This window comes from Pseudomonas sp. CFII64, assembly GCF_000416235.1.
Classification (GTDB): domain Bacteria; phylum Pseudomonadota; class Gammaproteobacteria; order Pseudomonadales; family Pseudomonadaceae; genus Aquipseudomonas.
Map to the genome: position 1 here is coordinate 1 of NZ_ATLO01000018.1, position 12,415 is coordinate 12,415.

General features: G+C 59.4%; 10 protein-coding genes and 2 pseudogenes. 8 read left to right on the forward strand and 4 right to left on the reverse strand.

The annotated features are described in order from the left end of the window. Positions 1-607 (forward strand): annotated as a pseudogene (locus tag CFII64_RS09995) (integrase arm-type DNA-binding domain-containing protein); the annotation flags it as partial. A gap of 269 nt (positions 608-876) precedes the next feature. On the opposite strand, the gene CFII64_RS10000 reads toward CFII64_RS09995, so the two are convergent. Further along, positions 877-2,115, reverse strand: coding sequence for an acyl-CoA dehydrogenase family protein (locus CFII64_RS10000; RefSeq protein ID WP_020290666.1), 1,239 nt, complete (start codon positions 2,113-2,115; stop codon positions 877-879). Between the two features lie 311 nt (positions 2,116-2,426). On the opposite strand from CFII64_RS10000, the gene sfnG reads away from it, so the two are divergent. From sfnG to CFII64_RS10035, 7 genes are all read left to right on the forward strand, one after another. Beyond that, positions 2,427-3,527: a dimethylsulfone monooxygenase SfnG gene (gene sfnG, locus CFII64_RS10005; RefSeq protein WP_020290667.1), complete on the forward strand. Its 1,101-nt coding sequence runs from the start codon at positions 2,427-2,429 to the stop codon at positions 3,525-3,527. A 201-nt stretch (positions 3,528-3,728) separates the two neighbouring features. Then, positions 3,729-4,814, forward strand: a complete 1,086-nt coding sequence (locus CFII64_RS10010; RefSeq protein ID WP_020290669.1) for an AMP-binding protein — start codon at positions 3,729-3,731, stop codon at positions 4,812-4,814. 13 nt (positions 4,815-4,827) lie between these two features. Next, on the forward strand, positions 4,828-5,631 hold the full coding sequence (locus CFII64_RS10015; RefSeq protein WP_020290670.1) for an ABC transporter ATP-binding protein: 804 nt from the start codon (positions 4,828-4,830) through the stop codon (positions 5,629-5,631). 3 nt (positions 5,632-5,634) lie between these two features. After that, the gene (locus CFII64_RS10020; protein WP_020290671.1) at positions 5,635-6,516 is read left to right on the forward strand and encodes a branched-chain amino acid ABC transporter permease; all 882 of its coding nucleotides are present in this window, start codon (positions 5,635-5,637) and stop codon (positions 6,514-6,516) included. Between the two features lie 21 nt (positions 6,517-6,537). Beyond that, a complete protein-coding gene (locus tag CFII64_RS10025; RefSeq protein WP_020290672.1) occupies positions 6,538-7,605 on the forward strand; it encodes a branched-chain amino acid ABC transporter permease in 1,068 nt (355 codons plus the stop codon). A gap of 52 nt (positions 7,606-7,657) precedes the next feature. Further along, positions 7,658-8,989, forward strand: a complete 1,332-nt coding sequence (locus tag CFII64_RS10030) for an ABC transporter substrate-binding protein (protein ID WP_020290673.1) — start codon at positions 7,658-7,660, stop codon at positions 8,987-8,989. 6 nt (positions 8,990-8,995) lie between these two features. Then, a complete protein-coding gene (locus tag CFII64_RS10035; protein WP_020290674.1) occupies positions 8,996-9,772 on the forward strand; it encodes an ABC transporter ATP-binding protein in 777 nt (258 codons plus the stop codon). A 10-nt stretch (positions 9,773-9,782) separates the two neighbouring features. Here CFII64_RS10035 and CFII64_RS10040 read toward each other — a convergent pair whose 3' ends face one another. The 3 genes and pseudogenes from CFII64_RS10040 to CFII64_RS10050 form a co-directional block, all read right to left on the reverse strand. Next, positions 9,783-10,883 (reverse strand): sigma-54-dependent Fis family transcriptional regulator, encoded by a 1,101-nt coding sequence (locus CFII64_RS10040; protein WP_020290675.1) that lies wholly within the window; start codon positions 10,881-10,883, stop codon positions 9,783-9,785. Between the two features lie 11 nt (positions 10,884-10,894). Beyond that, on the reverse strand, positions 10,895-12,082 hold the full coding sequence (locus CFII64_RS10045; protein WP_020290676.1) for an acyl-CoA dehydrogenase family protein: 1,188 nt from the start codon (positions 12,080-12,082) through the stop codon (positions 10,895-10,897). A gap of 142 nt (positions 12,083-12,224) precedes the next feature. After that, a pseudogene (locus tag CFII64_RS10050) lies at positions 12,225-12,415 on the reverse strand (alkanesulfonate monooxygenase); the annotation flags it as partial.

Sequence of the window (12,415 nt, forward strand, 5' to 3'; positions counted from 1 at the left end):
CTACTGGGCAGGCAAGCAGAAGCGCATGTCCTTGGGCAGTTACCCGCAAATCTCCCTCAAAGATGCACGTACTCGACGTGATGAGGCGCGCGCCTTGGTTGCCCAGAGCATCAATCCCTATGAGCATCGTAAACAACAGCGACTTGCTGTTCATGCTGCGAGGGAGCACACCTTCGAGGCCGTGTTCAATCAGTGGGTAGACTTCCGCAGGCTGAGCCTGAAGGAAGGACGCCAGAGCACGCTCTCGCAGATCTTGAGAATCTTCAATAAAGACGTCCTGCCCACCCTGGGCGGGCGGTCCATCTACGATATCAATCGTCACGATCTGCTGGATTTACTGAGCAGGATCGAACAGCGCAAGGCCTTAACGACCGCCGAAAAATGCCGGACTTGGTTTAACCAATTGTTCCGCTATGCGCTGGTGAAGATCGAGGGGCTGGAACATAACCCGGCTTCAGACCTTGATGTTGTCGCTCTCCCCAAACCTCCGGTCGCGCACAATCCGTTTCTTCGAATGGACGAGCTCTCGGCATTGATGGTTGCTCTTCGAAATTATGGTGGCGCAAACCAAACCCGCCTTGGCCTTCGATTGTTGCTAACAGGGGGGTACCTTAGATAAGGGTTCGAATCTCTATGTCTCCGCCACTTTTGAAACGCTAAAGCCCTGAAAATTCGGGGCTTTTTCGTATCTGGGGTTTGGTGGCTCATTGCTGTCTAAAGGCTAAACGTTCCGCATTATTCCATAAGCGTTCCGCATCACCCTTCGATTTCCGAGTTAACGAGTCGGTTTCACTATCTCCCCTACGCAGCAAGCCGAACTGACTTTGTGAATGAGGCGCCGCGAGACGTGCGGCGCTTTGCTCTGAACCTGCTCGATCAGGGCTTTCCTGCGCCGTTGCCGATCTGCCAGACGTACGGCGGTTCGGTGCCGTTGATGCGCCAGTCACCGACAATCCGCGCTTTGTAGATCGACGGGTTGTGCGAAGCCGCCGTGCGCGCATTGCGCCAGTGGCGATCCAGCGCCTTGTTGACGCTGACACCCGAAGCGCCCAAGGCGTTGAACAGATCCGATGCGGCGCGCAAGACCAATTCCGAAACAATCACCTGAGCCTTGGCCGTTTCGATTTCCGCAGCAATATTGGCGTCCTTTTCAACCTGCGCATCGTTGCCGAAACGAGCCACGTAGGCGCGTTGCAGCGGTTCGGCCGAACGCACGGTCGCGGCTTCGGCAGCATAGACCTGCGCCGAAATCTGCCCGACCACTTGCTGGACCTGGGCATCGTTGCTCACGCTGTTGCCATTGCCATGGCTGAACACGCGTTTGCGGTCGCGAACCTCCTGGGCAATGTCGCGTTCGATGGCGCGCCCGATGCCCGCCAGCACCGCCAGCAAGACCAGTTGATAGAACGCCGTCTGGTATTTGAAACGCTGTTCGAACGGGATGACATGCTCGGCATTCACCGGCACGTTGTTATAGACCGAAGTGCCGCTGCCGGTTGTGCGTTGACCAAAACCATCCCAGTCATCGCTGTGGCGCACACCGGGGTCACGCGCCTGGACGACAGCGATCACATCGGCGCCGTTGTCGGCCCGTTGTGCGTACACGTCAATCCAGTCAGCGAAGATGCTGCCGGTGCTGTAGAACTTGGCGCCATTGAGCACAAATCCGTTGCCTTCGGCGCTGACCTTGGTGATCACGTCGCCAATTGTCACTGCGCCAACTTCAGTCCAGGCGTTGCCCACCAGATCACCCGCGACGAACCGCGCGAACCACGTGTCACGATCAGCGCCAGGTGGCGCGTTGAGACGGTCTTCGACAAACGCAAAGTGCGCGCGCAGGGCTTGTGGAATGTTCGAGTCGGCTTCAGCCAACTCGATCAACAGTTGGAACAGTTGACCCACCGAAGCGCCTGCGCCGCCATATTCGGTGGGCACGCGAACGGCGCCGAAACCGGCTTCCTTGAGCCAGGCAATCGGCTCGTAGGGCAGGGTACGAGCTTTCTCGCGCTCCACGTTACCCGCGCTTATCTCACGAAAAATCGGCCGAAAGCGGTTGGCCAGGGTTTCGTAATCGGCTCCAAGGGACAGTGGGTTTGTGACTGTGGGCTGAGTCATGCAGTGCTCCTGAGTGCAATGTGATCGGCGGTCAGACCACCGGATTGAGTCGCTGGAGCACTGCACGCTTTGTGCCTGATTACAACGTGTTGATTTTAATGGTTTTTTCCAGATAGCCTGAAATGCATCTGTTGCCTGGCAGACAGTTGCTCAACAGCTTGTCAGCAAACAGTACAGCGCAATGTTTTGTGAGTTATCCGCAAGTGCTTGATCTGAATGGACTTATGACAATGGCACGTTTGCTGCTCCGGTGAAGATATTCAATCCCGGATGCAATGACGTTCGGGGCTTTCCAACCGAGGAGTTTCTCCATGAGTCAGCAGCCCATCAAATTTGCCTACTGGGTGCCCAATGTCAGCGGCGGCCTGGTCGTCAGCAAAATCGAACAGCGCACCAGCTGGACCATCGATTACAACCGCAAACTGGCGCAGATTGCCGAGCAATCCGGTTTCGAGTACGCCCTGACCCAGATCCGTTTCACTGCAGGTTACGGTGCCGAGTTCCAGCATGAGTCAGTCGCTTTCAGCCATGCGCTGCTGGCTGCCACCGAAAAGCTCAAGGTCATCGCAGCGATTTTGCCAGGGCCATGGAATCCTGTGCTGGCCGCCAAGCAACTGGCGACCATCGATCAGCTCACGGCCGGTCGGGTGGCAGTGAACATCGTCAGCGGCTGGTTCAAGGGTGAGTTCACGGCCATCGGCGAGCACTGGCTGGAGCACGACGAACGCTATCGCCGCTCTGAGGAATTCATTCGCGCCCTCAAGGGCATCTGGACCACTGACAACTTCACCTTCAAGGGCGATTTCTATCGCTTCCATGATTACAACCTCAAGCCCAAGCCTATCCAGCAGCCCCACCCGGAAATCTTCCAGGGCGGCAGTTCACGGGCCGCGCGGGACATGGCGGCGCGGGTGTCGGACTGGTATTTCACCAACGGTAATACCGTGGAGGGCATCAAGGCTCAGGTCGATGACATTCGTGCCAAGGCGGCGCTCAACGGACATTCGGTAAAGGTCGGCGTCAACGCTTTCATCATCGCGCGGGACACTGAAGAAGAGGCGCGCGCAGTGTTGGCCGAGATTATCGACAAGGCCGACCCGGAAGCGGTCAATGCTTTCGGTGATGCCGCCAAACAGGCCGGCAAGGCCAGCCCCGAAGGCGAGGGCAACTGGGCTAAATCGACCTTTCAGGACCTGGTGCAATACAACGATGGCTTCAAGACCAACCTGATCGGTACACCGCAGCAGATTGCCGAGCGCATCGTGGAGTTGAAGTCAGTGGGTGTGGATTTGGTGCTGTCGGCGTTCCTGCATTTCCAGGAGGAAGTTGCTTACTTCGGCGAGCGCGTGCTGCCGCTGGTCCGCGAACTGGAAGCTGCCAGGCAGGAACAGGGTGCAAGCGTTTCCGCCTGATGCTGCCGGCTGCCGTGGATTTTGACATGTACGGCAGCTGTTGGTGGGGCAACAGATGTTCAACATGCTGTGCTGGCCAGATACAGCCAAGCGCTGCCTGATCAGTCATCAGGTGGTTGATAAACAACATATTTATGAGCTGGCACGGACGCTGCTATAGCTCCATGAGCTCCATGGATTCTTTCTCAACGGAAGCGCCACATGCCCCAGTCATTGCCTCACGCCTTGTTACAGCAGTCCCAGAACCGTGGCGCGCAGATTGCCCTGCGTTACAAACAACTCGGCATCTGGCAGACCCGCAGCTGGGGCGAGCTGGCCGTGGAAGTCAGTCGCCTGGCTGGTGCCCTGCATCAGAAAGGGTTTGGCGCCAGCCATGATCTGCTCATCATTAGCGAGGCCAGGGCTGAAGCCCTGTTGCTGGCGCTGGCGGCGCATTGGTTGGGCGGCAGCGTCAGTCTGCTGGATCCCGCCGTGGATAACCGGGATTTGCTGGCGGCTCTGGCACCCGACTTCGCGGTTGCCGAAGGTCTGGAGGCGGTTGGGCAATTGCGCAGCGCGCCGCCGGGAGTTTTGATCTTTCTCGACAAGCGTGGGTTGAGCACCGCGCCGGACAAAGGCCTGGTCGCCTACGCCGCACTGCTGGACGGTGTGCACGCCGAACCCCCTCGTCCCGCCGTGAATGCCACCACCCATGCGTTCATATTTCCCTCTATCAATGGCTTGTTGCGCCAGGAGCTCAGTCACAGGGATTTGCTCCTCGGCGCGCGACAACTGATAGACGTTCAGGGCTTGGATAATCACGAGCAGGCGCTGGCCGCCAGGGTATTTGCCACCAGTGGTCAGGCCCGTTATCTGTTGGCGCCCTGGCTGGTGGCAGGTTTCTGCCTGAATTTTCCCGAAGGGTTGAGCACCCGGGATAACGACCGTCGGGAGTTGGGTCCGACGCTGGTGCTGGGCACCCGCGAGTCCTATGCGCGGCTTGAACTCTGGGCTCGGGAACGCCGACCGCTGCCGGGCAGCCTCAGTCACGTGCTTTATCGCTGGGCCATGAATCCCGCGCCCGGTGTCTTGCGACGCTGGTTGGGGCATTGGCTGATTCGTCGCCCGCTGCTGGATGTGCTGGGCATGAGTCGCCTGAGCAAACCCTTGCTGGTGGGCGAGCCGCTGACCCCGCAAAGCACCGCGTTTTTCAGTGCGCTGGGAATTGAGCCGCGCTCGCTGAGCGCTGTCGCGAATGCCAATGTGCCGGCCGATTTGCCGGCGTCCGTATCTCCCCAACCTGCCTGATGAGCCTTTCTTGATGAATGCAGTTGCCCCATCGACATTACTCGCCCTGGACGACATCTCGCTGTCCTTCAAGGGCGTCAAGGCCATCACTTCGATCAGTTTTTCGGTCGCCGCAGGGGAGATTTGTGCCCTGATCGGCCCCAATGGCGCGGGCAAGAGTTCCTTGCTCAACGTAATCAACGGTGTTTACCAGGCACAAAGCGGATCGATCAGCTATGCCGGCCAGACCCGACGCCGCATGCGTCCGCACCAGGCGGCCGAGGATGGCATCGCTCGTACCTTCCAGAACATCGCCTTGTTCAAGGGCATGAGCGTGCTGGACAACGTCTTGACCGGCCGCAATCTCAAACGTCGCAGCACTTGGCTGGAGCAAATGCTGCGCGTCGGTCGTGCTCCGGCTGAAGACGACGAGCAACGCTGGCACGCCGAACGGATCATCGCGTTCCTGCGTATTCATCCGTGGCGCCATGCCCTGGTGGGCAAGCTCTCCTACGGTTTGCAAAAACGGGTGGAGCTGGCTCGTGCATTGGCCGCCGAGCCTCGCTTGCTGTTGCTGGACGAGCCAATGGCCGGCATGAACGCCGAAGAAAAACGCGAAATGAGCCAGTTCATCCGCGACATCAACCGCGAGCTGGGTACCACGGTGGTGCTGATCGAGCATGACATTGGCGTGGTGATGGGCCTATCCGATCATGTGGTGGTGCTGGATTACGGCCGCAAGATCGGCGATGGCACGCCGGAGCAGGTACGCAGCAATCCGGACGTGATTGCCGCCTACCTCGGCACCCGCCGCTCGCAATCGGCCAGGAGCCAATAAGCCATGGAATTTTTCTTCGAAGTGCTGATCGGCGGCCTGCTGGCCGGGGTCATGTACTCCTTGGTGGCCATCGGTTTCGTGCTGATCTACAAGGCTTCGGGTGTGTTCAATTTTGCTCAGGGTGCCATGGTGCTGTTCGCCGCGTTGACCTTTGTCAGCCTGCTGGAACGCGGCCTGCCATTCTGGTGGGCATTCGTGGCGACCCTCGCCACGATGGTGGCGTTGGCCTTGCTGATCGAAAAAGTGGTGCTGCGGCCATTGGTCAATCGCCCGCCGATCATCCTGTTCATGGCCACCCTCGGCCTGTCGTACATGATCGAAGGTCTGGCCCAGGCGCTGTGGGGCGCGCAGGTCCACGGCCTGGAGCTGGGCATTCCCGATGAGCCGCTGGAGATTCGCGGCATGCTGCTGTCGCAATTCGATCTGTTCGCCGCCGGCACCGCTGCCACGCTGGTGATAGCTCTGTCTCTGTTGTTCAACCGCACCCGCATCGGCCTTTCCTTGCGCGCGGTGGCCGATGACCCGCTGGCTTCCCTCGCGGTGGGTATCCGGCTGCCGCGCATCTGGGCGGTGGTCTGGGCCGTGGCCGGTTTTGTCGGGCTGGTCGCCGGGCTGCTCTGGGGCGCACGGCTGGGGGTGCAATTCTCCCTGTCGCTGGTGGTGCTCAAAGCGCTGCCGGTATTGATCATTGGCGGATTTTCCTCGATTGGCGGGGCGATTGTCGGTGGCTTGATCATCGGCGCCGCGGAGAAACTCGCCGAAATCTATCTCGGCCCCGTCATCGGCAGCGGCATCGAAAACTGGGTGCCCTATGTGCTGGCGTTGCTGTTTTTGCTGGTTCGTCCTGCCGGCCTGTTTGGCGAGCGGGCAATCGAACGTGTCTGACTTTCAGTAAGGATTATCCCAATGCTTTATCGAGAAGCCGGACAGCTCGCCACAAGTTATTCAGCGGAGCGCCGCATCTTTCACTTGCGCCAGGACCGGATCGGGCTGTTGGCCTTGTTGGCCTTTGCTTTCATCGGCGTGCCGTTGCTGGGCAACGACTACTGGTTCAGCGCAATTCTGATTCCGTTTTTGGTGCTGTCGCTGGCCGGTCTGGGCCTGAATTTGTTGACCGGCTACGCAGGGCAATTATCCCTGGGGTCGGCAGCGTTCATGGCAGTCGGGGCCTTTGCCGCCTACAACCTGCAATTGCGGATACCGGGGATGCCACTGCTGCTAAGTTTCGCCCTGGGCGGTGTGGTCGCGGCGGCGGTAGCCCTGCTGTTTGGTCTGCCCAGTCTGCGCATCAAGGGTTTCTATCTATTGGTATCGACCCTGGCTGCACAGTTCGTGGTGGAGTGGGTGCTGACCAAATTCAGCTGGTTCACCAATGACAACGCGTCAGGGGTCATCACCTCGCCACCGCTGATCATTGCCGGGCTGAATTTCAGCTCTCCTGCAGGGCGTTACCTGCTGACCCTGAGCCTGGTGGTGCTGTTGTTCTGGCTCGGCAAAAATCTGGTGCGCAGTGAATTGGGCCGCAACTGGATGGCGGTGCGCGACATGGACACCGCTGCTGCGGTCATCGGTATCCGCCTGTTCAAGGCCAAGTTGCTGGCCTTCGCCATCAGCGGCTTTTATCTGGGCATCGCCGGTTCGCTGTGGGCATTCGCCTATCTGGGCACTGTCGAGCCACACGGCTTTGACTTGAGCCGTTCGTTCCAGGTGCTGTTCATCATCATTATCGGCGGGCTGGGAAGTGTGGCCGGCAACTTCCTCGGCGCGGCGTTCATCGTGTTGTTTCCCATCCTGCTGGGCAATCTCAGCGCTTTGCTGCCGGTCGGCCTGGTCGATTCCGGGCAGCTGGAAAATATCCAGAAGATGCTCTTCGGGGCTTTGATCATCGCGTTTCTCATCAAGGAACCGGAAGGATTGGCGCGCCTCTGGCAGCGCTTTCGGCAGCGCGCGCGAGTCTGGCCGCTGCGTTATTGATCGACCTATTTCTCACAACAAACGCCACGTGCACTCTTAAAGGAACCTGCCTATGAACCACCGGAAAAACCTGCAACGCCTGGCACTTGGTCTGGCCCTTCTGGGCTCTGGACTGGCGGCAACGGCGCAAGCGGCCAACGAGCAATACTTTCCCTTGCAGAGTTATCGGGTCGGGCCTTACGCCGCAGGCGGCACCGGTTTTTTCGGTGGATTTATCGATTACATGCAGTACATCAACGACAACGGCGGGGTAAACGGGGTCAAGCTGACCTGGTCGGAATGCGAAACCGAGTACGTGGTCGAGAAGGGCGTTGAATGCTACGAACGCCTCAAAGGTGGCCTCAATGGCGCCCCGGCCGCAGCCACTAATCCGCTGTCGGTGGGGATTGCCTACGCGACTCTGGAACGCTCGACTGCCGACAAGCTGCCATTGATCACCATCAACCACGGGCGTACCGACTCCACTGACGGCAGCGTATTTCCGTATGTTTTCCCGTTGCAGTTGAACCCGTATTCGGAAGTTTCGGCCATCGTCAATTACATCGGTCAGCGCGAAGGTGGCGTGGCATCCCTCAAAGGTAAGAAAATCGCCGTGCTTTACCACGGCTCGCCATACGGCAAGGAAACCAACGCTGTGCTGGAAACCCTGGCAAAAAACTACGGGTTTGAATTGACCGCCCTGGAAGTGCCGCATCCCGGCAACGAACAGCAATCGCAATGGCTGAACATCCGTCGTTTCAAACCAGACTGGGTGATCCTGCGTGGCTGGGGCGTGATGAATCCGGTGGCTCTCAAGTCAGCACAGAAGGCAGGTTTCCCCGCCGATCACATCATCGGCAATATCTGGAGTAACTCCGAAGAAGACGTGATCCCTGCCGGCGCCGCCGCCAAAGGCTTCATTTCCATCACGACCCACCCGTCCGGCACGAATTTCCCGGTGCTGGAAGGCATAAAGAAAGCCGTGCTCGACAAGGGCCAGGGCAACCTGGCCGATGCCAAGCGGTTCGGCACCGTTTACTACAACCTCGGCGTTGTGAACGGCATTCTCAATGTCGAGGCATTGCGTATTGCGCAAGCCAGATTCGGTAACAAGCCGCTCACCGGCGAGCAGGTACGCTGGGGCTTCGAACACCTGAATCTGGACGACGCTCGCCTGCAAGCGTTAGGCGCCCAGGGACTGGTTCAACCCTTGAAACTGTCCTGCGCCGACCATGAAGGTGGCGGTGCGGTGCGCTTTCAGCAATGGGATGGGCAGCGCTGGAACCTGATCAGCGACTGGGTGCAGGCTGACCGTGCCTTGTTGCGGCCGATCATCGAAGCCTCCGCCGCGCAGTATGCCAAGGAAAAAGGCATCACCCCTCGCGATTGCAGTAAGGAGCAATAAGTCCTGATGAGCCAGATCCCGCACGCCAGCCTGTCCGCCGAAACCATTCTGTCGGCGGAGCAGGTCGAGGTGTTTTACGAGCAATCCATCCTCGCGCTGCGCGGGATCAGCCTGCAGGTGCGCCAAGGCCAGATGGTCGCGCTGCTGGGTGCCAACGGGGCGGGCAAAAGCACGACCCTCAAGGCGATCTCCAATCTGGTTCGCGCCGAACGGGGTGAAGTGGTCAGTGGTCAGATTCTCTACCTTGGGCAATCCATCGCGCGCTCCGACCCGGCCGCACTGGTCAGGGCGGGCTTGGCTCAAGTGTTGGAAGGGCGACACTGCTTCACTCACTTGAGCGTCGAGCAGAATCTGCTGATCGGGGCGTTCGTGTCGCGACCTTCACGCACTGAACTCAAGGCCAGGCTGGAGAAAGTCTACGGCTACTTTCCCCGGCTGCGTCTGCTGCGCAAGCGCTTGACGGGTTACACCTCGGGGGGCGAGCAACAAATGGTGGCGATCGGCCGGGCATTGATGTCCGAGCCGCGCCTGCTGTTGCTCGATGAACCGTCCATGGGCCTTGCGCCACAGGTGGTCGAAGAGATCTTTGACATTCTGGCCCGACTCAATCGCGACGAAGGGCTGAGCCTGTTGGTGGCTGAACAGAACATTAACCTGGCTCTGGATTACGCGCAGTTTGCCTATGTACTGGAGAACGGTCGGGTGGTCGACTCCGGCGCGGCGGCCGAGTTGGCCGGACGCGAGGACATCCAGAATTACTACCTGGGAACGGCGAACTGTTGATAGCGCAAGGTTAAATCGACAGGTGCAACATCCGGTCGCCCTGGACAGGCTGTGCAGGGCGCCGTTTGTTGACCGCCAGTTCACCGATCTTGATCAGTCGTGTACGGGTAACGTTGCGGCTCAACCCCAGCAGATTGGCGGTGTGCACCTGGTTGTAGTGGCTGAAGCGATAGGCTGCGCGCAGCAACGAGTCTTCGACCTGTTCATGCAGGGCTCCGGCCTGCTCCTCGAACAACTTCTGAAACGCCCGGTCCAGCAGGGCCTGGGCCGAGTTGTCGCTGGCAGGATTGTCGTCCTGACGTTCGATCCGCATGTTGGACATGCGCAGGTCCTGGGCCTGGATGATGCCATCGCGGCAAATCAGCAGCGTATGGTGGATCACGTTCTCCAGTTCGCGAATGTTTCCCGGCCAGCCATAGGCTTTCAGGCGTCGTTCGGCGTCTGCAGTGAGCTGGATCTGGCCATAGCCCAAACGCTGGCTGTAGGTCTGAATAAAGTGCTGGGTCAGCGGCAGAATATCCCCCGGACGCTCGCGCAGGGGGCTCAGTTCCAGGCTGACCACATCCAGACGGTAAAACAGGTCTTCGCGGAAGTGGCCGGCATTAATGGCTTTCTCCAGTTGCACGTTGGTGGCGGCCAGCACGCGCACGTCGATGGGAATGCTTTTTCTCGACCCCAGGCGGACCACTTCGCGTTCCTGCAGCACTCGCAGCAGCTTGACCTGGATCGGCATCGGCAAATCGCCGATCTCATCAAGAAACAGCGTGCCGCCGTTGGCTTCTTCAAACCAGCCCGCCTTGGCGCTCAGGGCTCCGGTGAACGCGCCTTTTTCATGGCCGAACAGTTCGGCTTCCACCAGCGACTCGGAAAAAGCCCCGCAGTTGACCGCAATGAACGGCCGGTTCTGACGGGCACTGAGATTATGGATATGGCGAGCCACCAGTTCCTTGCCCGTGCCGGTTTCGCCGATGATCAGCACGCTGGCCTCGCTGGGCGCGATTTGTTGCAGGTGGGCCAGCAAGGCGCGTGATTTCGGGTCTTCGAATACCTGCGCGGTGGCGCGGATCGAGGTCGCCAGTGCCGGGGAGGGCGGTAGGGTAAGCAATTGCATGGCGGTTTTCCCTACGAATAGAAAGTCGGTTCGGGCAGAGCTTGATTCAATGCCCAATTGCCCAATTCATTGAGTTTGTAGTCCAGCGAGTCATGCAGGCTTTGGGTACGCAGATTTCGCCAGTGGCGATCCAGACCCACGGATGCATGGGTGGAGCGGGCACCGGTAACCTCGAAGACCTTGTTGCAGATTTCCAGGCCGTTACGGCTGGCTGCAACCTTTACCGTAGCGATATCTACTGCCAGTTTGCCCCGTTCAGTCACGCTCAGTTGCGAACCTTTGGCCCAGGCGGCGTCCAGGTTGTCGACAGCTCGTTCGAACAGGGCGCGGGTGCTTTCAAGACCTACCCAGAAATCACCGAAGTGGTTAAGCACGTAAGGATCTTCGCTGCTCCTCGATGCGGTGGATTTGAACCAGGGTCGGCTCTCTTCAAGGGTGTATTTACGCGCTTCTTCAAAGGCGCCTTCGGCGATACCCAGAAAGATATTGGCGAAGTGCAGTTGCGCGATCAGCGGTCTGAGGCAGGCAAACGGTGTGCTCAACGGACCCGGATCGAGCAGCAGTTCCGATTCCTCGACCCGGACCCGCTCAAACGTCGCGCTGCCGCTGTCGGTCTGACGCTGGCCCATGTTCTCCCAGTCGTTATGCAGGGTAATTCCCGAGCGTGCGCTGGGCAGCGCGGCGATCAGCAGCTTGCCGCCGGCTTGCGGGTCTACTGCCGAGGCAATAAGCATCTCTGAATTGTTGGCACCGGAGCAGAAGCTTTTCTTGCCGGAAAACTCACGCCAGCCGCCCAGGTTCTTGACCACGGTGCGGGTATCAAGCGGGTTCAGCGCGTTGCCCCAGAACCAGTTTTTTCTCGCCGTGAGTTCGAACCACGGTTGCCACTGCTCAGGCTTGCCGAACAGGCGGACCGTGGCCAGCATCAGGTGATGGAACCCCAGAACGTGGGCCAACGAGCTGTCGACTCTGGCGAACTCGCGTACCACTTCGAAGGTTTCACGCCAGGTCGCACCCTGACCGCCAAACTGACGCGGGATGCTCAAGGACAAAAGACCGCTTTGGCGCAAGGCATCACGCTCGGCGACGGGGGTGCCGCCCTGATGATCACGTTCCACCGCCGTTCGAGCGAATTCGATTGCCAGTTGTCGGGCAGTTTCCAGGGGCGATACCAGGGTGTTTTGCAGTGTTGCAGTCATGGATAACCTCAAAGTTGCAGCGCCGGACGGTCGGTCTTCACGTCAGGCCTGGGGTCTGCCGGCGCGTATGGGCACACAGGCTGCGATGTCATTGTTCAATCGCAGCCTTTGTCAGCACCGGCGGGTGAGCGTGTCTCGGGTTCTACTTCTGCGGCGGCAGATCGTTGGCGATCATTTCGCCGAACGGTCCGGTCAGGTTGGTGATGCCGCGTCCGGCCAGGCTGCGATACGGTTCCGGCAGCAGCGGGAACACCAGTTCGGCGAAGCGATAGGCTTCCTCCAGATGCGGGTAGCCGGAGAAGATGAAGCTCTCGATGCCCAGGTCGGCGTATT